This window comes from Marinomonas polaris DSM 16579 (genome assembly GCF_900129155.1).
In the GTDB taxonomy this organism is placed as follows: domain Bacteria; phylum Pseudomonadota; class Gammaproteobacteria; order Pseudomonadales; family Marinomonadaceae; genus Marinomonas; species Marinomonas polaris.
The window spans coordinates 232,380-254,288 of the sequence record NZ_FQVF01000002.1 but is presented as its reverse complement, the minus strand read 5'-3'; the positions used below and the strand labels follow the sequence as shown (position 1 = coordinate 254,288).

21 protein-coding genes are annotated in these 21,909 nt (G+C 42.4%); 5 read left to right on the top strand and 16 right to left on the bottom strand.

From position 1 onward, the window contains the following. Positions 1-144: 144 nt before the first annotated feature. From fadA to BUA59_RS01140, 12 genes are all read right to left on the bottom strand, one after another. Positions 145-1,320 carry an acetyl-CoA C-acyltransferase FadA gene (fadA, locus tag BUA59_RS01195; RefSeq protein WP_072837896.1) on the bottom strand — a complete coding sequence of 392 codons (1,176 nt, stop codon included), beginning with the start codon at positions 1,318-1,320 and terminating at the stop codon, positions 145-147. A 27-nt stretch (positions 1,321-1,347) separates the two neighbouring features. Beyond that, entirely contained in the window at positions 1,348-3,498 is a 2,151-nt protein-coding gene (gene fadB, locus BUA59_RS01190; RefSeq protein WP_072837895.1) for a fatty acid oxidation complex subunit alpha FadB, read from the bottom strand. Positions 3,499-3,616: 118 nt separating this feature from the next. Then, positions 3,617-4,546: an electron transfer flavoprotein subunit alpha/FixB family protein gene (locus tag BUA59_RS01185; RefSeq protein WP_072837894.1), complete on the bottom strand. Its 930-nt coding sequence runs from the start codon at positions 4,544-4,546 to the stop codon at positions 3,617-3,619. Further along, complete coding sequence (locus BUA59_RS01180; protein WP_072837893.1) at positions 4,543-5,295, bottom strand: electron transfer flavoprotein subunit beta/FixA family protein; 753 nt, start codon at positions 5,293-5,295, stop codon at positions 4,543-4,545. The genes BUA59_RS01185 and BUA59_RS01180 overlap by 4 nt, the downstream gene beginning before the upstream one ends. 301 nt (positions 5,296-5,596) lie before the next feature. Further along, the gene (locus BUA59_RS01175) at positions 5,597-6,349 is read right to left on the bottom strand and encodes an enoyl-CoA hydratase-related protein (protein WP_072837892.1); all 753 of its coding nucleotides are present in this window, start codon (positions 6,347-6,349) and stop codon (positions 5,597-5,599) included. Then, positions 6,349-6,909 carry a DUF2889 domain-containing protein gene (locus BUA59_RS01170; protein ID WP_072837891.1) on the bottom strand — a complete coding sequence of 187 codons (561 nt, stop codon included), beginning with the start codon at positions 6,907-6,909 and terminating at the stop codon, positions 6,349-6,351. The genes BUA59_RS01175 and BUA59_RS01170 overlap by 1 nt, the downstream gene beginning before the upstream one ends. A 42-nt stretch (positions 6,910-6,951) precedes the next feature. Further along, a complete protein-coding gene (locus BUA59_RS01165; RefSeq protein ID WP_072837890.1) occupies positions 6,952-8,649 on the bottom strand; it encodes an AMP-binding protein in 1,698 nt (565 codons plus the stop codon). Between the two features lie 241 nt (positions 8,650-8,890). Then, entirely contained in the window at positions 8,891-9,205 is a 315-nt protein-coding gene (locus BUA59_RS01160; RefSeq protein ID WP_072837889.1) for an SCP2 sterol-binding domain-containing protein, read from the bottom strand. Positions 9,206-9,283: 78 nt separating this feature from the next. Next, entirely contained in the window at positions 9,284-11,089 is a 1,806-nt protein-coding gene (locus tag BUA59_RS01155; RefSeq protein WP_072837888.1) for an acyl-CoA dehydrogenase C-terminal domain-containing protein, read from the bottom strand. Positions 11,090-11,302: 213 nt separating this feature from the next. Next, positions 11,303-12,331 carry a CobW family GTP-binding protein gene (locus tag BUA59_RS01150; RefSeq protein ID WP_072837887.1) on the bottom strand — a complete coding sequence of 343 codons (1,029 nt, stop codon included), beginning with the start codon at positions 12,329-12,331 and terminating at the stop codon, positions 11,303-11,305. 12 nt (positions 12,332-12,343) lie between these two features. Then, a complete protein-coding gene (locus tag BUA59_RS01145; RefSeq protein WP_072837886.1) occupies positions 12,344-13,099 on the bottom strand; it encodes a DUF481 domain-containing protein in 756 nt (251 codons plus the stop codon). Between the two features lie 238 nt (positions 13,100-13,337). Next, complete coding sequence (locus BUA59_RS01140; RefSeq protein ID WP_072837885.1) at positions 13,338-13,868, bottom strand: RNA methyltransferase; 531 nt, start codon at positions 13,866-13,868, stop codon at positions 13,338-13,340. Between the two features lie 218 nt (positions 13,869-14,086). Here BUA59_RS01140 and BUA59_RS01135 point away from each other — a divergent pair, with 218 nt between their 5' ends. The 3 genes from BUA59_RS01135 to BUA59_RS01125 all read left to right on the top strand — a co-directional run bounded on the left by BUA59_RS01135 (position 14,087) and on the right by BUA59_RS01125 (position 17,393). Then, on the top strand, positions 14,087-14,947 hold the full coding sequence (locus tag BUA59_RS01135) for a TraB/GumN family protein (protein ID WP_072837884.1): 861 nt from the start codon (positions 14,087-14,089) through the stop codon (positions 14,945-14,947). 279 nt (positions 14,948-15,226) lie between these two features. Continuing rightward, on the top strand, positions 15,227-16,519 hold the full coding sequence (locus BUA59_RS01130; RefSeq protein WP_072837883.1) for an NCS2 family permease: 1,293 nt from the start codon (positions 15,227-15,229) through the stop codon (positions 16,517-16,519). Between the two features lie 130 nt (positions 16,520-16,649). Further along, positions 16,650-17,393, top strand: coding sequence for a class I SAM-dependent DNA methyltransferase (locus BUA59_RS01125; RefSeq protein ID WP_072838070.1), 744 nt, complete (start codon positions 16,650-16,652; stop codon positions 17,391-17,393). A gap of 21 nt (positions 17,394-17,414) precedes the next feature. Here BUA59_RS01125 and BUA59_RS01120 read toward each other — a convergent pair whose 3' ends face one another. The 3 genes from BUA59_RS01120 to BUA59_RS01110 all read right to left on the bottom strand — a co-directional run bounded on the left by BUA59_RS01120 (position 17,415) and on the right by BUA59_RS01110 (position 20,011). Then, positions 17,415-17,636 carry a hypothetical protein gene (locus BUA59_RS01120; RefSeq protein ID WP_012069275.1) on the bottom strand — a complete coding sequence of 74 codons (222 nt, stop codon included), beginning with the start codon at positions 17,634-17,636 and terminating at the stop codon, positions 17,415-17,417. A 300-nt stretch (positions 17,637-17,936) separates the two neighbouring features. Continuing rightward, a complete protein-coding gene (cpxA, locus tag BUA59_RS01115; RefSeq protein WP_072837882.1) occupies positions 17,937-19,325 on the bottom strand; it encodes an envelope stress sensor histidine kinase CpxA in 1,389 nt (462 codons plus the stop codon). After that, entirely contained in the window at positions 19,325-20,011 is a 687-nt protein-coding gene (locus tag BUA59_RS01110) for a response regulator (protein ID WP_072837881.1), read from the bottom strand. The genes cpxA and BUA59_RS01110 overlap by 1 nt, the downstream gene beginning before the upstream one ends. Positions 20,012-20,231: 220 nt before the next feature. On the opposite strand from BUA59_RS01110, the gene BUA59_RS01105 reads away from it, so the two are divergent. Next, positions 20,232-20,732: a CpxP family protein gene (locus BUA59_RS01105; RefSeq protein ID WP_072837880.1), complete on the top strand. Its 501-nt coding sequence runs from the start codon at positions 20,232-20,234 to the stop codon at positions 20,730-20,732. Positions 20,733-20,817: 85 nt separating this feature from the next. On the opposite strand, the gene BUA59_RS01100 is transcribed toward BUA59_RS01105, so the two are convergent. Continuing rightward, positions 20,818-21,096: a hypothetical protein gene (locus BUA59_RS01100; RefSeq protein WP_072837879.1), complete on the bottom strand. Its 279-nt coding sequence runs from the start codon at positions 21,094-21,096 to the stop codon at positions 20,818-20,820. A 198-nt stretch (positions 21,097-21,294) separates the two neighbouring features. On the opposite strand from BUA59_RS01100, the gene BUA59_RS01095 reads away from it, so the two are divergent. Beyond that, positions 21,295-21,840, top strand: a complete 546-nt coding sequence (locus BUA59_RS01095; RefSeq protein ID WP_072837878.1) for a hypothetical protein — start codon at positions 21,295-21,297, stop codon at positions 21,838-21,840. Positions 21,841-21,909 lie beyond the last annotated feature (69 nt).

The following is a 21,909-nucleotide window of genomic DNA, read 5'->3' as shown; positions in this document are numbered from 1 at the left end:
TTAGTGTTGCTTATCATCGACCAAGATAGTACAAAACACCAGAGCAAAAAAAGCCCCGCACATGGCGGGGCTAAAGACAGAGATTACAATTTGCTGTTCTAGAGCAAGGAGGCACACAACTTCATGTACTTAGTTCAATATTACTTAAACGCGCTCGAATACCGTCGCTATACCCTGCCCCATACCAATACACATGGTTGCTAGGCCAACGGTCGCGTCTTTTTCACGCATCACGTTTAGCAAGGTCGTTGAAATGCGAGTACCAGAGCAACCAAGCGGATGACCAAGGGCAATCGCGCCACCGTTTAAGTTCACTTTATCATCGACAAGATCCAGCAAACCAAGATCTTTAAGTACTGGAATAGACTGGGCAGCGAAGGCTTCGTTTAGCTCGACAATATCAATATCGGCAATCGTCAAACCCGCGCGTTTTAGCGCTTTTTTCGTTGCTGGAACTGGACCATAACCCATAATCGCTGGATCACAACCCGCCACTGCCATGCTGCGTACTTTAGCAATTGGCGTTAGACCAAGCTCTTCGGCTTTTTTCGCAGACATCATCAACATAGCTGATGCACCGTCAGACAAAGCAGAAGATGTACCCGCGGTCACAGTACCTACTTTCGGCATAAATACAGGAGCCAAACTTGCTAAAGATTCCATAGAAGTTTCTGGACGAATGACTTCATCTACTTCCACTAGGATCTTGTTGCCATCAGCATCATGACCTTCAATAGAAACGATTTCGTTATTGAAACGACCTTGCAAAGTGGCTTCGTGAGCAAGACGATGTGAACGTACCGCAAAGGCGTCTTGCGCTTCACGACTAACACCGTGCATTTTACCCAACATTTCCGCCGTCACACCCATCATCATGGATGCTTTCGCCATGTGTTTTGATAACGCTGGGTTTACATCTACCCCATGCATCATGCCAACGTGACCCATGTGCTCTACGCCACCAACGACAAACACATCGCCTTGTCCTGTCATAATAGCTTGAGCCGCCGTATGAATAGCTGACATAGATGAACCACAAAGGCGATTCACGGTTTGTGCCGCACACGTAATAGGCAAGCCAGCCAACAAAGACACAGCACGCGCCATGTTAAAACCTTGCTCTAGAGTTTGGTTTACACAACCCCAGATTAAATCTTCAACGTCTTTTTGATCGACATTTGGATTACGTTTGAACAATTCTTTTACTAGCGCTGCAGATAAGTTTTCTGCTCGTACATTACGGAATACGCCATTTTTCGTTTTACCCATTGGTGAGCGAACAGCGTCGATAATGACGACATCATTTGGATTCAGTTTCATGGAAATTCTCCTCTAGCCTATGGGAAATTATGCGCCGTAATAAGTGTCGTTGTTCTTCGCCATGTCACGCATTTTTGCGGTTGGCTCGTACAACTTACCTAAGTGGCTGTATTTGTCTGCAAGGTCACAAAAGGCCTGCAGTCCCATTTGGTCTAAGTAGTGCAAAGCACCGCCAAGGTATGGAGGGAAACCAATACCGTAAATCAATCCCATGTCCGCTTCTGCCGCCGATGCCACGATATTTTCTTCAAGGCAACGTACTGTTTCAATACAAAGTGGAATCATCATGCGTGCCACTATGTCGTCTTCGCTCAACTCAGATTTCGACACAACTATGGAAGAAAGCAAAACATCGATTTCTTCATTAAAGATTTTCTTCGGTTTGCCTTTACGATCTGGCTCGTAGGTATAAAAACCCTTACCGTTTTTCTGACCAAAACGCTCCAACTCGAATAAACAATCTACTGCGTTTGTGCCTTCATGCTTCATACGATCTGGGAAGCCTTCTGCCATGACCTGATCCGCATGATAAGCCGTGTCGATACCAACCACATCAAGTAAATAAGCTGGCCCCATTGGCCAACCGAATTTCTCCATGGTTTTATCAACCACTTGGAAATCCGCGCCTTCTTGCATCATCAAGGAGAAACCAGCGAAGTAAGGGAACAACACACGGTTAACAAGGAACCCTGGGCAGTCATTTACCACAACAGGTGTTTTACCCATGGCTTGAGCATAAGCAACCGTTTTGGCGATTGCAGCATCGCTGGTTTTTTCACCGCGGATAACTTCTACCAACGGCATACGATGCACTGGGTTAAAGAAGTGCATACCACAGAAGTTTTCTGGGCGTTTAAGATCTTTTGCCAATTCAGTAATGGAAATAGTGGACGTGTTCGATGTCAAAATAGCGTCGTCAGCTATCTTAGTTTCTACTTCAGCCAAAACCGATTTTTTGATTTTGACGTTTTCAACAACCGCTTCGACTACTAGATCAACATGTTCAAATTCGCCATAGCTCAAAGCAGGAACAATTGCGTTCATGGCTTTAAAGGCTTTTTCGGTTGTTAAACGTCCGCGCTCTACTTGACCATTGAATAGCTTATTCGCTTCGCTCAAACCTAACTCTAAGGCTTCAGGACGAATATCTTTCATGATAATCGGCGTGCCTTTTGACGCAGACTGATAGGCAACACCGCCGCCCATAATACCTGCGCCCAATACCGCTGCTTGCTTAACAGGCGTCGCATTTTTCGCGTATTTGCCTGCCGTTTTCTTGATCTGTTGATCACTTAAGAACAAGTTCACCAAGGATTTAGCAACAGGGCCTTTAGCAAGTTTAATAAAGCCTTTGATTTCGGTATCAAGGGCTTTTTCCATATCTTGGCTAATGCCTTTTTCAATGGTTTTAATCGCTGCCATTGGTGCAGGATAATGTTTGCCCGCTTTCGCACCAACTACACCACGAACAGATTCAAAAACCATCATTTTTTCAATTGGAGTAAATTCCATTGGAGCGCGTAATTCATCGCGACGAGCATGATAATTCAACTTGCCATCAAGCACCTGCTGAATAAGATGACGAGCGGATTCATTGACTTTCGCAGCAGGCACAACGGCATCAACCGCACCATCTTTAAAGGCATCTTCACTGCGTTTTTGAGCACCACCACAAATCCATTCACAAGCATTATCGGCACCGATCAGACGAGGTAAACGAACAGTACCGCCCCAACCAGGGTAAATACCCAATTGCGTTTCCGGCAAACCAATTTTCGCTGTACTCGCCATGATGCGATAATCACACGCCAACGCCAATTCCATACCGCCACCAAGCGCAACACCATTGATGGCTGCTACGGTTGGGCAGCATAGGTTTGAAATATCATTAAAAATACTGTGTGCGTGACGCAATTTATCAGCTAAATCATCGTCCTCAAGTTTGAACCAAGAAGTAAATTCAGTGATGTCCGCTCCTACTACAAAAACATCTTTTGCGCTGGCAAATATAACACCTTGTAGATCGTCAATGTGTTTTAGCGCAGTAACGGCTTCGGCCAATTCATTCAAGGTAAGACTATTGAATTTATTGACCGATTCACCGACCAAATCCAGAGTGACGGTTGCCACGCCGGCATCATCGACTGCAACCTTGACTGCTTGTCCTTCGAAAATCATGCTGGTCTCCAATTATTTTTATTTTGATAGCGGTGAAACTATCTTTCACCGCTATCCGGTATTTAAAAGCTGTTTAAGCCTTGTCAAAAGCTTAAACAGGCGACGTTCTATTAAAAAATTACAGGCTTTTTTCTAGCTCTGGCACGGCATCAAACAAATCGGCTACCAAACCATAATCTGCTACTTGGAAAATAGGTGCGTCTTCGTCTTTGTTGATGGCAACAATCACCTTGGAGTCTTTCATACCAGCTAAATGCTGGATCGCACCAGAAATACCGACCGCGATATACAGATCCGGCGCAACGGTTTTACCCGTTTGACCGACTTGTAAATCGTTCGGTACAAAACCAGCATCCACAGCGGCACGGGAAGCACCAATAGCAGCACCTAGTTTGTCTGCGACACCTTCCAATAATTTGAAGTTCTCGCCATTGCCCATGCCTCGACCACCAGAAATAATTACACTGGCAGCGGTCAATTCAGGACGATCAGACTCGGCTAATTGCTCTTTCAAAAAACGACTACGATCTGAAGCAATAACTTGAGAAAGCACTTGTCGCTCAGCATTTCCGCCGGTGCTAGCTGCGGCATCAAAACCAGTTGTACGAATAGTTAGTACTTTTACCGCATCGGTTGTTTTGACGGTAGCAATGGCATTGCCTGCATAGATTGGGCGTACAAAGGTGTCCGCTGCTTCGACTTTGATCACATCGGACAACTGAGCCACATTCAATAGTGCAGCCACACGCGGCAAGGTATTTTTACCTGTCGTCGTTGCTGGGGCTAAAATGTGTTCGTAGTCGCTAGAGACTTCAACCACCAATTTAGAAACATTTTCTGCCAACTGATGCTCATAAGCGGCATTGTCAGCGACCAATACCTTGGTGACGCCAGCCACTTGTGAAGCCTGCTCGACGACGGTTTGGCATTCAAAACCGACAACCAAGACATGAACATCAGCATCAATTTGTGTTGCTGCGGTCACTGTGTTTAAGGTCGCAGGCTTTAGAGATTTGTTATCGTGTTCTGCAATGATTAAAACGCTCATGACACCACCTTCGCTTCATTTTTAAGTTTGTCTACTAACTCAGCAACAGAGCCAACTTTAATACCACCAGCGCGTTGTGGCGGCGGCGTAACAGATACGATGCTGACATTAGACCCAACTTCTACACCTAGATCGGCAGGTGTTTTTACATCCAATGGTTTTTTCTTCGCTTTCATAATATTAGGCAGAGAAGCAAAGCGTGGCTCGTTTAGACGAAGGTCTGTGGTAACAACCGCTGGCAGCGTAATAGCCAAGGTTTGCAAACCACCATCAATTTCACGAGTAACTTGCGCTTCACCATTTTCAATAGCAACCTCAGATGCAAATGTCGCTTGAGGATAATCCAATAAAGCAGCAACCATCTGGCCGGTCTGGTTATTATCAGAATCGATCGCTTGCTTACCCATAATCACCAAATCAGCGGCTTCATCTTGAGCAACTTTGGCGATGAGTTTAGCGACAGATAAAGAATCTAAACCATCTTCTGTTTCAACTTGAATAGCACGGTCTGCGCCCAGCGCCATTGCTGTACGCAAGGTTTCTTGGCAAGACTTTGAACCAACAGATACCACCACGACTTCAGAAGCAACACCTTTCTCTTTTAAGCGAATAGCTTCTTCCACGGCGATTTCACAGAAAGGATTCATGGACATTTTGACATTGGTAAGATCGACCGCTGTATGGTCGGATTTGACTCGAACTTTGACGTTGTAGTCTATGACTCGCTTTACAGATACTAAGATTTTCATAAGCCCCTCGTATTTATTATTAAGTTCTGTTTTAAGCATTCAACCTTAGTTTTCACTAGATTGATTGCATATTAATATTCCCTATCAATAGAACTCTTCACTTACCCTCTATAGTAGTTTGGGAATGGTTTTCATCAATAACAAAAAAGCGCCAGTTAACTGACAAAAATATTCAAGCTTCGTTCAGAAGCGCGCATTATCTGCTAAAAAGGTTCCGAACCCTTTTAACCCAATTAGTCTAGCCTTAATAACAAAAAAGCCCCACTGATAAGTGAGGCTTTACAGAAATCATTAAAAGACATTACTTATTACGCGACAAAAACGCAGTAAAAGCTTGATGTGCCTCTGTTGAACGTAGACGATCTTTAAAAATTCGACCTTCTCGCATCAAGGCCATTTGAACATCATCCTGCGCTCGATATTTCAATAGATCCTTACTTAAAGCTACAGCTTCAACAGGCAGCGCTGCTGTTTTCTCAGCATAAAACAATGCCATTTTATAGGCTTCGCCCTCTTCACATAAGTGATTAATTAGCCCCAACTCGTAGGCTTGCGTCGCATCAACAACGTCACCCAACACAAGTATCTCAAAGGCTTTTTGATGACCTACTAAATGAGGAAGCAAATGACTCGACGCCGCTTCTGGCACCAAGCCTAGTTGTACAAATGGAAACTGTAAACGCGCCCCTCGAGAAGCAAGAACCAAATCACAATGAAGCAACATGGTTGCGCCAACACCAACAGCTCGGCCTTCAACACCCGCTACTAGTGGTTTTTTATAGCTAGTTAAGACTTGCAAGAAAGCCATGATAGCTTCCATTTTTTCTGGCGTTTGGGCAATCTGAACAAATTCATTAATATCATTTCCCGAAGAAAAATCATTCCCCGCGCCATGCATTAAGGTCACCTTTACTTCAGGATTAAGCTCTGCACGACGTAGTGCATTAGTTAGTGCCTGATACATGTCCAATGTAATCGCGTTTTTCTTTTCAACTCGATCTAAGCACAAAATCTGCACACCAGACTCAATGCTTTCAGTAACAAAATCACTCATTACTGACTCTCCTGTGATGGTAACTTAAGTACCTGTTCATCGACCAATTTACGAACCATTGGACCGTCTTCAGACCAACCATGACAACTATTAATTAACTTAGTCACAGCTGATGAAACTTGATCTGGATACTTTTCTCCCAGAGGTCCCCACATAGTTTGAAACGCCGTTGTAGCGACGACAGGGAAAAGCTCTAATACATGAGTACACCCGACTTTTCCGCTAAAGGTTTCTTTTAACCAACGACTCCAACCGGGTCCAATACGAGTCCCCTTTAGAATCGAAAAACTAGGTGCTGCGCCACCACAGTTAGGAAAAGGATAGGAATCCATAGTCACCGACACCTCTTTGATTAAAAAGGTATCGTCTAACGTCAAACAAGCGCGAATATCATGAAAAGGACTGCCTTCCGGCACCAAGCTGTCATCAAATTCACGCTTTACATTATAGGACTTAAGATCCTGCATACTTGCTTCAATATCCCATAGACCGTCTTCGCGTAAAAAACCATAGGACTCTATGCAACGTCGATGCATTAGCTTACGTTTAACCTGTGCCACTATTGCTCTCCCAATCACTTCAAAAGGCGTTAAACGTAAGCGTTAAGCCTGCTCTTGTTCGCGCAAGGCACGACGCAAAACTTTACCCACGTTGGTCTTTGGTAACTCTTTGCGAATTTCAACAAATTTAGGAACCTTATAAGCAGCAAGATTTTCTTTGCAGTATATGCGCAAGGCCTTTTCATCAAGTGTTTCAACATTCGCCCTTAAAACAACAAAAGCTTTTACGGACTCACCCGTTTTATCGTCTGGCACACCAATAGCGGCGGATTCCAGAATCGACGGATGAGAAGAAAGACAATCTTCCACTTCAGTTGGGTACACATTGAAGCCAGATACGATGATCATATCTTTCGCACGATCGACGATTTGTAAGTAACCATCAGGGTGCTGCATAGCAATATCGCCTGTGATTAAAAAACCATCTTCTGTCATGACTTCTCGGGTCGCCTCTTCACGGTTCCAATAGCCTTTCATCACCTGAGGTCCACGTACGCACAACATACCCGATTCCCCTTGTGGCAAGGTTTCACCATCACGCCCTTGAATCTTAATATCCGTCTCAGAAACAGGTAGGCCGATCGTACCAATACGCTCCTTACCAATAGGATTAAAAGACACAACTGGTGACGTTTCAGTTAAGCCATAACCTTCTACTATTTTGCAGCCAGTGATTCTCTCCCACTCATCCGCAGCTGCATGAGTTAGAGGCATGCCTCCAGAGCAGGTTAGCTTAAGAGTTGAAAAATCGAGTGCTTTGAATTCCGCTTTATTGCATAGCCCTACAAACAAGGTATTCAAACCAACAAAGCCGGTAAATGGCCATTTTTTAAGCTCTTTAACAAAGCCCGGTAAATCTCGAGGGTTAGGAATCAAAACACTATGAGCACCACGCTCTAAAAGTGTCAGACCATGAATTAGGAAAGCATAGATATGATAAAGCGGCAGCGGAGCAATATAGACTTCGTTTGTATCAGCTATGATAGAACTCAATCTAGAACTTAACTGATACATATTGGCAATCAAGTTAGCATGAGTCAGCATCGCCCCTTTCGCAACACCCGTTGTCCCACCAGTGTATTGCAATACCGCAATGTTCTCCGGATTGCACTCTACTTTTTCGACTGGTTTACCCTTACCTTTCGACAACACATCATTAAGCGTTAAAGCGCTGGAAATATGATACTCAGGTACCATTTTCTTCACATACTTAACAACGGAGTTCACTAGCAAGCGTTTTAAAGGAGGATGAAAATCAGCAATTTCTGTAATAATGACGTGTTTTATTGAGGTTTTTGCTAATATTTTTTCAACGTTATGCGCCATATTGGCAAACACCACCAAAGCTTTTACGCCAGCATCATTAAACTGATGCTCAAGCTCTTTTGGCGTGTAAAGTGGGTTGGTGTTGACAATAATTAAGCCTGCTTTCATCGCGCCAAACAGCACCACAGGATATTGAATAATATTAGGCAATTGAACAGCGATTCGATCACCAGGCATTAAATCCGTTTCATGCTGAAGGTACGCTGCAAATGCATCGGACTTTTCACCTAATTCACGATAGGTCAAAGTACGGCCAACACTGGTAAAAGCAGGTCGATCGGCAAATTTTTTCGTTGCTAACGCTAAGACATCATTTAATGACTGATAAGCATGTGGGTTTAGCGATGAGGGTAAGTAGCTGCCCGGCGCTTTTCTAGTATTTGCGTTGCTAAGAAAAGAAGTATCCATTGTCATAATAAGCTCCATTTGTTTTTTTTATTTAGGAGAATATGAGGCTCTTTCATGATGTCACGAGCCAAGCCATAAAAAGGCAAAAACAGACAAAAAAGCAGAATTTATAAGTGATAAATAAGCATTTTCAGTCTCTTTTTAACAAAGTTTTGACGAACACCGTAATCATGTAAGGTCTCAGTACAAAAGCTCAACTACACAAAGGTAGTTGAGCTTTAGAGCTATAAAATTGCTAAAAGATCCCTTACTGAGGGAAAATTTGAGTCAATTTAGTCGCCAGCATAATATCTCCATCGGCACGGATTTTTCCCTGCATAAAAGCAGCCATACCATCTAACTCACCACTCATAACATCTTTCAAGGTATTTAAATCCATACTAAGAGTCACGGTTGGGTCATCATGCTCCCCTTCTCCCATATCACATTTTCCATCCGTGATACTTAAGTAATAACTGTCCGCATCATCTAAGTCAAATTGAAACACAGCTTCCATGTCATCAGCTTCATCTGCGTCGAAACGATTTAACATGGATTCAAAAACGGCTCTTGCTTCACTCATAATATAAACCTCTTTAACCTAGCAAAAATTTTATTGCCTGTGTGACAATGTTACACAGGTGTTTATTCGTTGTGTTACTTATGCGTTTAGGAATAAGAAATTATCTTCATCCATCGCCAATAAATTATCAGCACCTGACAACATAGCTTCTACATGGCCACGAGTACGTGGTAACAATCGCTCATAGTAGAAAGTTGCTGTTTGCAGTTTGGCCGTATAAAAACCGACTTCATCAGTGCCTTCGTCTAGTTTTGTTTGTGCCGTCACAGCCATGCGAGCCCAGAAATAAGCCAACACCACATAACCAGAGAACATCAAATAATCCACAGACGCTGCGCCTACTTCATCTTTGTTGCGCATAGCTTTCATGCCGATTTTCATCGTAACATCGCCCCACTCACCGTTCAGTTTATCTAGTGCAGTGATATAAGATTTTAAGCGTTTATCGCCTTTGTGCTCTTTGCAAAATTTATGAATAATTTTTGTAAAACGACGTAGTGTAGCACCTTGAGTCATTAGTACTTTTCGACCCAATAGATCCAACGCCTGAATACCTGTTGTACCTTCGTACAACATAGAGATACGGCAATCACGTACGTTTTGTTCCATGCCCCATTCAGCGATAAAGCCATGACCACCAAACACTTGCAAACCATGGTTAGCTGATTCAAAACCAGTTTCAGTTAGAAATGCTTTAGCAATTGGGGTAAGTAAGGACATCAGTTCGTCAGCTTCTGCTTTCTCGTCAGCAGTACCTTTTTTCATTATGTCTACCAACATAGAGCAATAATGAATCAAAGCACGACCGCCTTCGGCAAATGCTTTTTGCGTTAGCAACATACGACGTACATCTGGGTGAACAATAATTGGGTCTGCTGCTTTTTCTGGCGCTTTTGGACCAGACAAAGAACGCATTTGCAAACGGTCTTTCGCGTAAGCAACAGAGTTCTGCAACGCCCACTCAGCATGCGCTAAGCCTTGTAAAGCAGTACCAAGACGCGCAGTATTCATGAAGGTAAACATGCAATTCAAGCCGCGGTTTGCTTCACCAATAAGAAAGCCTTTCGCGCCATCAAAGTTCATTACACAAGTCGCGTTACCATGAATACCCATTTTGTGTTCAATTGAACCACAAGACACTTGGTTACGATCTGCCATTTCACCAGAGCCATCGACGTTATGCTTTGGCACAATAAACAATGAAATGCCTTTTGTACCAGCAGGTGCATCAGGTAGACGAGCCAATACGATATGGACAATGTTGTCAGCCATATCATGCTCACCGGCAGAGATGAAAATCTTAGTGCCTGTAATAGCATAACTGCCATCAGCTTGGGGCTCGGCCTTGGTTTTCAACATGCCAAGGTCAGTACCACAGTGAGGCTCAGTCAGACACATGGTACCGGTCCATTCACCAGACACAAGTTTTGTTAGATAGGTTTGTTTTTGCTCATCAGTGCCATGCAATTCAATGGTGTTCATGGCTCCGTGGCTTAAGCCTGGGTACATACCCCAAGACCAGTTTGAAGTGGCGATCATTTCCGTCACCATCATGCCAAGGGAGTCTGGTAAGCCCTGTCCACCCACTTCTTCAGGATGAGACAGCGATGGCCAGCCACCTTCAACATATTGCTGATAAGCTTCTTTGAAGCCTTCGGGTGTTGTGACTACACCATCTTTAAATTGACAACCTTGTTGATCACCAACACGGTTTAGAGGAGAAAGAACACGCTCAGCAAACTTGGCGCCCTCTTCCAGAATCGCCGCCACCATATCAGGCGTCGCTTCTTCGGCACCAGGCAACTTAGCGTAGTGTCCATGAAAATCGAGAACTTCTTCAGTGACGAATTTGATGTCGCGCAGCGGCGCTTTATATTCAGGCATAGCCTATGACCTCTTATTGTTTTTATTCCATCCGTTCCAATAGGAACCTCTTATGCTAGAAAGGTTCCTCTATCGGAGGCTTTCTCTCAATAACAAAAGGTGCCAAAGTTAATGACAAAATAGACCAAGCATCGGATTTTGTCAGTTAAACAAAGAGAATCTACAAAATTGAAGTAAATACAAAGCTAGCAAATATAATCAGTGAAACCTTAATTAAAGCAACTTTACACAATAATCTTGGCAAATTTCCAACCAATCACCTTCGATTCCACCTATTATTTCTAAGCGACTACCTCCCTGCCAAGGTGATGTTGTTATTACAACTTCGCCTCGCGCGACATTCACAAAAAGAGCTTCACTTGAGTTGATAACAAACACTCCTTTGATACGGTAAACACCATTAGGCTTAGACATATCTTGAATAATTGACGTCATGTTCTCTTTATCAAAACAATCAAAATCAGGCCAACGCCAGCCGACCACCTGCATTGCACCTTGTTGTTTATGATAGCTCCAGCGCTCATTTTGAATCGGTATTTCTACATCACTACCACCTTCATGATAACGATGGTGGTGGTGGTGGGAAGAGTGATTCGAATCACTTTCTGGAGTAATAGAAATACTTAATGAATTCATTAAGCCGATATCCAACGAATCCGCACTTAAGGCCATAGGCTCAGACATGTAAAGAACGGGAGTTGATGCCTTTGAAGTAAGCGCGCCAAATCGAGACTCTAATAAATCAATATCTTCCTGCTGATAACGATCAACATGACTCAATACAATGCCGTCAGCAGACTCTATTTGATCATTGAAAATATCATGCTTTGTGTAACGCTCGTCTTTTAGGTTACGTGCATCTAATACACAAAATGCCCCAGTCAAAAACAACACATCTTGATAAGAAGCACTGCGTAGCTTTTGCATAATCTGTTTTGGATGACCAAGGCCCGATGGCTCAATAAAAATGCGATCGGGATTATATTGACGAATTAATTGGTTCAATCCTTGTTGAAAGGCGGCGGACGTCGTGCAGCAAACACAGCCACCAGGAACTTCACGGATCGCTACGCCTAAATCCGCATAAAAAGCACCGTCAAGTCCAATATCACCGAACTCATTAACCAATACCGCCCAACGCTCATTAGGAGGCGATTGCGCAAGTAAGTGGCGAATAAGAGTTGTTTTACCCGCTCCTAAAAAACCCGTCACCAAAGTGACTTTTATACCCTGATAGCGCATAACGAAAACATCTCAAAATGTATAAGCAAAAATGATACTTGTTGTGCCATCTGTGTTCTTTTTATCATCCAACACTTGGCTATTATGAGTAAGACTATAAGAGGCTTTCATACTAAGGTCATCCCTCAGTTTTACACTAACGGAAGTTTCTGACTTCGAACGAGTATTTTTATCACTCTGCAATGCAGCTTCGGTGCTAAGTGCTTGCTGAAACGTGGCATTAGGACTAATTTTGTACTCATATTGCAATTCGACATGCATTATTGCTGTTTCATCTTCATCGCCCTTATCCGTTTTAGTAAAAGAATAACCAGGGCCGATACTGTAATCTAAAAAAGAGCTATCACTAGCAAACAAACGCGCAGAGTAACCAACAGACACGGTATTCTGATATTCATAACCACTAAATCGATCGTCGGTATAGGAACCATAGATAAATACAGAAGTATTTTCACTGCTTAATTTATAGTCACTCTGTGCGGATAAAAATAATTTTTGTGCCGTTGTTCTTGTGTCAGTTTCGCCCTCATTTTTACCTCTTTTGTAAAGTGTATCTATCTGATACTTCGCTTTCCAAGCTTCAAAGTCCTGTTTAATAGTCGCTTTTGCTTTCACCGCTGTACTCTCTGTATTACCAGTAATTGCAATAACTCCCAACTCCAATTCAGCGCTCAAGGGCTCTAAAGGAGTAAAGGGGGTGTCAGCAGCATAAATAACTGGGACATAACAAGCTAATGCAGCAAGCACGACTCGTTTTATAGGCTCCATTTGTATGCGTTCCTTCTATCTCATCAAACAGGTTCCATGATGGCTAAAAGGAAGTAATGGACAGCAAGATGGTACTCAAAAACAGAAAAATAGAACACCTGCCGTCTTCCTAATATAGCCATTAGGTTTAAGAGACATTTTTGCATTGATACAGACTTATCACAGTCAAAATTCTGCTAACTATATGCAAAGTAATAGATAAGAAAGCAACATCCCCTTACACTCAGGCGCCTTACTTTCAAGCATTAGGTCGGACTTTAACATTATTATTGACGTCTTTACTTTGGCGAATCAGCTCGTCCCCTGCAAAGGCTCGAGCAGACTTTGCTAAGCGATCATAAAGCAGCACATTCACCGATGCGGCTAGATTCATACAACCAACAGTAGGAACAAAGACAACAAAATCGGCTCTATCGACAATTTTTTGGCCTATCGTGCCGTCTTCTGGCCCAAAAATATACAAGGCTTTTTCAGGATGATTAAAGGCTGGTAACGGTGTCGCACCTTGGATCAAATCGACGCACACAATCTTGGTATCGGTGTCTACTGCCTCAATCAAATTGTCTACACCAAGGCTTTCTATATTGATCAAAGGAATGGATGAAGTTGCTTTTTTGGTGTCTGTCGACATCTTAGCTGCACGATCATAACGACTGCCAGAATATAAAACTTGATCCACTTGATAACACCCTGCAGCCCTCATTACAGAACCGACATTTGAAGTGCTTTTAGGGTTCGTTAACCCTATAGAGACAAACTCTTTTCCCATCGAAAACCCACACACTCGAATAAATAAGAACGAGGATAATACCACTTTTACTAATTATGCTTGCCATTCTTTATGAGAGTATTAGTAGGATAAAACCTACTTATTCCGTAGCAAAAAATGAGAAAAAAGCAGTACAACTTTCATCAACCTCTTCCGCTCATCATTGAGATAGGTAAACTGAAAGTCATAATAGATCAACAAAACCATTTAGGTATCTCATGAATCTTCTCAAAAAATTTGGCTTAACCTTACTTGCTGCTGCTACATTTCAAACCCAAGCAGCTTCTGTCTGGAAAGTAACGTCAGGCACCAATACGCTCTATATTGGTGGTACCATTCACTTACTCACTGCACAAGATTACCCTTTACCAAAAGCCTACGAGAAAGCCTACCAAGCTGCCGATAAAGTTATTTTTGAAACCAACATGGAAACCTTAAGTAACCCAGCATTCAAACAACAAATGCAAGCCGAGTTGTCTTATTCTGATGGCACGACCATAGATCAAGTGATCTCAGCGGAAACCTATCAGTCACTCAAAATCTATTTAAACGCTAGACAAATACCTTTTACAGCTATTCAAAACCTAAAGCCCAGTGCACTGGCGATTTCCCTAAGTATGATTGAGCTGAAACATCTGGGCTTTACCAGTGAAGGTGTCGATCAGTTTTATGCACAAAAAGCCCAACAAGATCAAAAGCCCAAAGGCTGGCTTGAAGAGCCTGAAGCACAAGTAGAAATGCTCAGCAATATCAATGATCAAGACAGTAATGATGTGATTAATTATACCTTGTCAGATATCAAAGACATGCCAAAGACCATGAATGACCTAAGGGAAAGCTGGAGAAAAGGCGATATGGAAACCATGGCAGATATTGAGTTAACAGATTTTAGACAAGATTACCCTGAAGTATATCAATCGCTTTTAGTCGATCGAAACAATCTTTGGATAGCGCAAATTGAAAATATGCTAAAGAACGATGAAGTCGAATTCATCATGGTTGGAGCAATGCACCTTGCTGGGCCAGACAGTTTACTTGCAAAACTTAAAGCCAGCGGTTATCAAGTATCTAAATTATAAATACCCGCTAACTGTCTTTTAACGGTCAGAAAACACAGGATAAACAGTAAAAACTCACACAACTAGTGAGTTTTTACTATTTATCCCCATTCCATCGATTATTTCTTACAATTTATCTCCCCAAACCATCTCGAATTTTTTATACTTGCCGCCGAAATTATTTACTGACCAAATGATCAGTTACTAAACTTGTCTCGGCATATTTTATTGAGAGCAAATCTGCATAAGTAATCTCTCAATAAAATAATCGCCGTCGTCTACTAGCAAAAGGTCCCCCTCATGCTCGAACGTTATTTTCAACTTAAAGCGCACAACACCACAGTACGTAATGAAGTTATCGGAGGTATTACCACCTTCTTGACGATGGCTTACATCATTTTCGTTAACCCTTCTATTCTTGCTCAAGCAGGAATGGATCAAGGTGCTGTATTTGTAGCAACCTGTCTTGCAGCTGCAATTGGTTGCTTGATTATGGGTCTGTATGCAAACTACCCAATCGCTTTAGCACCGGGCATGGGATTAAACGCCTTTTTTACCTACGGTGTAGTCTTAGGCATGGGCTACACATGGGAGCAAGCACTTGGCGCTGTTTTCTTATCCGGTATTCTTTTCATTTTCATCAGTATTTTTCGAATTCGTGAATGGGTTATTAATGCCATTCCGTCTTCATTGAAGCTGGGGATTGCGGCAGGTATCGGTCTTTTCTTAGCCATGATTGCACTGCAAAACTCAGGCATTATTGTAAAAAATCCAGCGACAATGGTGTCCTTAGGCGACCTATCTTCGCCATCTGCGATTTATGGCTTGCTTGGCTTTTTTGTTATCTGTGCTTTGGCGTATTTGAATATCACAGGCGCAGTAATGATCGGCATACTTTTTGTGACGGTTTTGTCGATTCTATTTGGTCAAAATGAATTCGGCGGATTAGTTTCTATGCCTCCTTCCGTTGCGCCTACTTTCTTAGCAATGGACATAGAAGGTGCTTTCCAAATCAGTATGCTAAGCGTTATTTTCGCATTTTTCTTTGTTGATTTATTTGATACATCAGGCACGTTAATTGGCGTTGGCCAACGTGGTGGCTTATTAGATAAAGAAGGCAAACTGCCGCGTCTTAAAAAAGCCTTGTTAGCAGACTCTAGCGCTACTGTGGTTGGTGCTGCACTAGGCACATCTTCTACAACAAGTTATATCGAAAGCGCTTCAGGCGTTGCCGCTGGTGGACGTACTGGCTTAACAGCCGTAGTTGTTGCGTTATTATTTTTACTAAGCCTGTTCTTTGCGCCATTGGCTGGATCTATCCCTGCTTATGCAACAGCTGGCGCGTTAATGTACGTTGCTGTATTAATGACAAGCAGCCTAGCGCATGTAGATTGGGATGATATTACCGAAGCGGCACCAGTCCTGATTGCGGCTTTCACCATGCCACTAACCTACTCAATCGCAGATGGTATTGCTTTGTCCTTCATCAGCTACGCTGTGATCAAGCTATTATCAGGTCAAGGCAAGCAAGTAGGCATTGCGGTATACCTTTTAGCTGCCTTATTTATCGCTAAATTCTTTATCTTTGTCTAATTAAGATAACGAAACTCCAATAAAAAAACAGGAACAAAGTCGCTCTTTGTTCCTGTTTTTTTGCTTCGCAAAAAGTGCGATCTACTATATTATTCGCCATCAAATTTTATCCCCTCCAAGTGAAGAAAACATGTCTGACAACGCGCTCTATACGGACTTATCCGGCTATTACGATCTAATGTGTGCCGATATTAATTATCAAGCCCAAAGCAACAGCGCGCATAGACTTCATCAGATTTTCGGCAATGGCGGGAAACAGCATTTAGATTTGGCTTGTGGTACTGGTCCACATATCAGCTATCTTAGCCAAGAAGGCTATCAATCAAGCGGCTTGGATATCAATCAACCAATGCTGGATATAGCACAACAACGATGCCCTAACGCTTACTTCGAATTAGGTAATATGTGTGCATTTGATGCAGCTGAGCCTTATGACTTGATCACCTGTTTTTTATACTCAGTCCATTACAGTGGCGATATTAAAAACCTAACAAGTTGCATTCAAAGCGTGCACAAAGCTCTCAATACTGGCGGTGTTTTTTGCTTCAATTCGGTCGATAAAAACCATATAGATAATACCCTATCTGCCAAGCACAGTGTGATGCACGATAACAGCGAGTTTTCGTTTGGTTCTTCTTGGTATTACTGTGGTGAGGGAGAAAAGCAAACACTAAAGCTGAGCATTGAAAAAACAAGTGCGCAACACACTCAGCTCTGGACAGACGAGCACCCTATGGTGGCACTAAGCTTTAATGAACTACAAGCGCTATTAATGCCATATTTTGACGTTCATGTTTTTGAACACGAGCACGACAAAATCATACCTTGGGAGAAGCTATCTGGTAACGCAATCTTTTTGTGTGTCAAAAAATAAAGAAGACTTAACGGTTTGAACTTAAGATTCTGTCATTGAACGGTACTTTAGAATCAAAGAGATAATTTCATGATCGCTAACGGAAGAAGATAAAGACTCATTAATAGAACGTCTCTGCGGTAAACGGATATTGAATTTACTTTTTAATAATCCAACCACTTGCGAGTCGGAGTTAGGGTCGAATGTCTGGCTTGCAAAGATGCAAATTCGCTGTAGTACAAATTCTTTGGCTGTATTTATCATGTATTACCTATGGTTTTAGAGAAAAACGACAAGGCTTCTCTCTTTTCTTGTTTTTAAAAACGAGTCTAAACAAATAGACCAGGCGCTTATTAGCAAATTTCTTATTCAAATAAAGTATAAAAAAGGCAAGGTGCGAGAGAGAAATACTCTCTGCGTTACTCAGTACTTTTAGGGAAAGCGATTAACCGAATGCATAATAAGAACGATGAGGTTCTAATATGAGCTGAATTAATCGCTTTGTCTACTAATGCTTTCGTAAAAACAAAGATAATACTTTCCTAAAAAAAAATTAAAGAAGCACTATGGTTCTTCTTGCAGCGGCAAAGTCACTTCCACCAGCAACCCGCCCAGTTCACTTCGAGCAGCTCTGATCATACCATTATGTTGACGAACCGCATTTTCGGCGATAGCTAAACCCAACCCTGCGCCGCCACTGTGGCGATCACGTGCTGTTGAAACCCGATAAAAAGGCCTAAAAATAGAATCAAACTCATCCTCAGGCACACCATCACCATCGTCTTCCACTCGGATAGATAACGTATCTGAATCAACGTCCAATGAAACCTGAATTTGGTTTTTACCATAATGAATGGCATTACGGACAATGTTTTCTAAAGCACTCATTAACAATTGAGGATGACAGTTAATCATTCGATTAGGGACAGCCGACAAAAGCAAAGTCTTACCCATGTGTTCAGCTTCAAACTGACTGTCAGCTAACAAAGCATCAAAAAGACTCGATAGCGGTTGAATTTCTCGATTCAAATGACTATCCACTTGCACGCTAGACAATTCAAGCAACTTGCCTATCATTTGCTCAAGACGTTGAGCTTCCGTATCAATGCGCATTAAATCCGTACTATCGCCTAACTTTCGTTTTGCCAAAGCTTGCGCCATTCTTAGGCGAGTCAATGGTGAGCGTAGCTCATGAGAGATGTCCGATAACAAACGCTGTTGCCGAGTAATCATCAAGTTTACGGCCGTCACCATTTGGTTAAAACTGGCGCCCGCTTGGCGAAACTCTGAGGTACCTTTTTCAAGCTCAGGATCAATTTCAAACACGCCTTGTGACACACGCTGCGCCGCTCTTTCAAGACGACGGGCAGGCTGACTCAACGCCCATGCCAACCACAATAATAAAGGTGTACTAACCAACATTACTGCCAACAACAAACGAAAAGGATGATCAAAGAGTTGTAATAAAAAATGCGGAGGCTCACTCCAGCGAGTTCCGATATAAAGAAAATAATCGTTCTTGGCCAACCGAATAGGAAGAGGACCAGAAATCATCGTCTTGCCGTACAGTTTTTGCTGGGGTTCCTGAGGGTTATCAATAGAAGTCACAAAATTGCGCAATGCCTTATAACTAAAATCAGGGCGGCGATCAGTAGTAATCACATTACCATCAAGGTCAGTAATAAAAAGGCGCAGTTTATTATCGTCTGGTCCATGGCGAGACCAACCTTCTAGATTATGTAGAACCTGAGCTAAATCCGGAGCAGAAGCAAAAGTCCGCTCAACTTGGTCACGTATTTGCAGCATCCGATCATAATGAGGAGGAGGAATATTCCGTGGTTTACGAGGATCAAAATGCGGCAAAGCCAACACAGCCAAAATCACCAAAAACATGGTAAACCAAAAAATAGCGAAAATACGACCGTACAAACTAGTGATCTTTGGTAAACGCATCAGTCGCCCTCCACCAGCAAATAACCGCGTCCACGCAAGGTTTTAATACGAGGCTTGCCATTCGGCCAGTCTGGCAGTTTTTTACGTAAATTCGAGACATGCATATCAATCGCTCGATCAAAAGCCGCCAAACGTTTACCTAACACATCTAAACTTAGGTCTTCTTTGGTTAAAACGTTGCCGGGATGAAGTAAAAAATAATGCAAAAGCGCAAACTCAGTACTGGTCAAATCCAACAAATCACCATTGCAATACGCTTCAAGGCGACCTGGATAAAGTTTGATGTCTCGATATGTCACAAAATCATTTTGTTGCTGACCTTTGCTTGCCTGAGTCCTGCGTAAAATGGCACGAATTCTTGCCAACAACTCGCGCTCACTAAATGGCTTTGGCAAATAATCATCAGCACCTAGCTCAAGACCAACCACACGATCAATCTCTTCACCTTTCGCCGTTAACATCAAAACAGGCACATCCCATTTTTCACGCAACTGCTTCAGAGTTTCAAAACCGTTTAGCTTAGGCATCATGACATCAAGCAATATCAAATCCACACTATCATCCATCGCTGCCAAACCCGCTTCACCATCATAGGCAGCAGAAACAGCACAATTCTCAAAAGATAAAACTTCTTTGAGCAAATCACTCAATTCAACATCATCATCGATTATTAAAATATGTGGCATCAATAGTTCCTAAAACGGTTTGGATTAATCTGTAGCTAGCGAATAAAACTCTTGCTGATGGGTAACATTTTACGTCGAAATACTAAGCGCGGTGCAGCCTTTACGATACTTTACCTAGCTAATACGCCACTTTACCTTACAACCTCTATTCTACTCCCATGCGTTCAGAACGCAGTACTTATCAATAATCTGATCCCCTAAAGTATATAAGGAAGAAAATATGAAAATGGCAAAAAAACTTATTCTAGCCTCTGTTGTTTTACCACTAGTATTGAGCACTAGCGCATTTGCATTTGGCGGGAAAGATCACAAAGGCCCACAGGAAGAATGTCGTCCAGGCCTAGACCGAGGCATGATGAAAGAATTGAATCTAACAGACAGCCAGAAAGAGCAATTCAAAACGCTTCGTCAAGCTAACAAAGAAGAAATGAAAGAGCGCTTCAATGACAAAAAAGAGCAAGGCGAAAAAGCTCGTATGGCTCATTTCGATAAAGTAAATAGCCTACTGATGGCTGATAAATTTGATCCAGCTAAAGCTACTGAACTAGCACAAGAAATGTCAGACAAACAAGTTAAGCGTCAAGTTGACATGCTAAGCAAACAGCACAAAATGCTCAGTATCTTAACTCCAGAACAAAAAACTAAATTCATCGAGCTACAAAAAGAGCGCATGGAAGATTGTGATGACATGCCTCGTCATCACGGCAAAGATCGTAAATAACTATCACTACAGATAGCAGACAACAAACAGCGACCCTAGGCTAGGGTCGCTGTTTTCGTATTCTGCACACTATAAAACGATCTAATTAGCTACGTTTCCAAATTCTTGCCACTGCACGATCACTACCTAACAAGCCTACAATTTCGCATACTAAGCCCATTAGAAAAAACACCATGATAGGTATAATACCGGCCGCTTCACCTGTCATCAGCGTCATCACCAAAGAAACAGATCCGATCAAAAAACAAAGTAAGCCCAACACGATCAATATCGTTCGATGGGATGACTTATAGTCAAAATCCCCCTCGCCAGATTCGAACATTCCCAATACTGGAGAACAGATCTTTCTCAAAACATCTTTCATAGACAACTTCCTTCACCCATAACTAAAAACCAATATCGTCAAATACCGTAAAGTTACCGTAAAATACGTCAGATTGACAAAAAAACCGCCCTGTTCCACTAAACTAATCTCTACACCCGCCGCAGACTAAAGGGGGAAAGAATCGTTCCAACGCCTTATGTGACAGATTTCCCATAAATCAAAACAAAGGATATGAACATGAAAAACATAATACTATCTAGCTTAACAGCCACAGCATGTGCTTTATCAGCAGGTGCTCAAGCAGGTCCATTTGATTATATAGATTACGGATTTGGCAAAATTGACCCAGACTCATCTTCATCATCCGATGACTATTCATCACTTTCTGGCGCCGTTGAAACATCTGCAGGCCCTTTTGTTGCACTTGAAAGCACAGAATACGGCGAACTCGATGTATTGGCTATTGGTGCAGGTGTCTATGCGCCAGTTGGAGGTCAGTCCAATGTATTCGGCATACTGCAATACATAAAAGCGGACTATGGTAACAACGACGAAACAGGTTTTAGAATCTCTTTGGGGGTACGAACCACTTTATCAAACCGTGTCGAGTTAGAAGGTAAAATTAAACACGACGATGTTTACTCACAAACCGATACCAGCTTTGCCGCTGCCCTTAGATACTATGTCACGCCAAACTTTTCCGTGGCAGCTAACTACGACACCGCAGAAACCAATGGCAACGACCTAAACGCCATGTTTGCGTCACTAAGACTCAATTTCTAAACCGATTCAAACACCATAAAAAACGGGCTGACACTCAACATGTCAGCCCGTTTTTTTTACAGCTTAAAA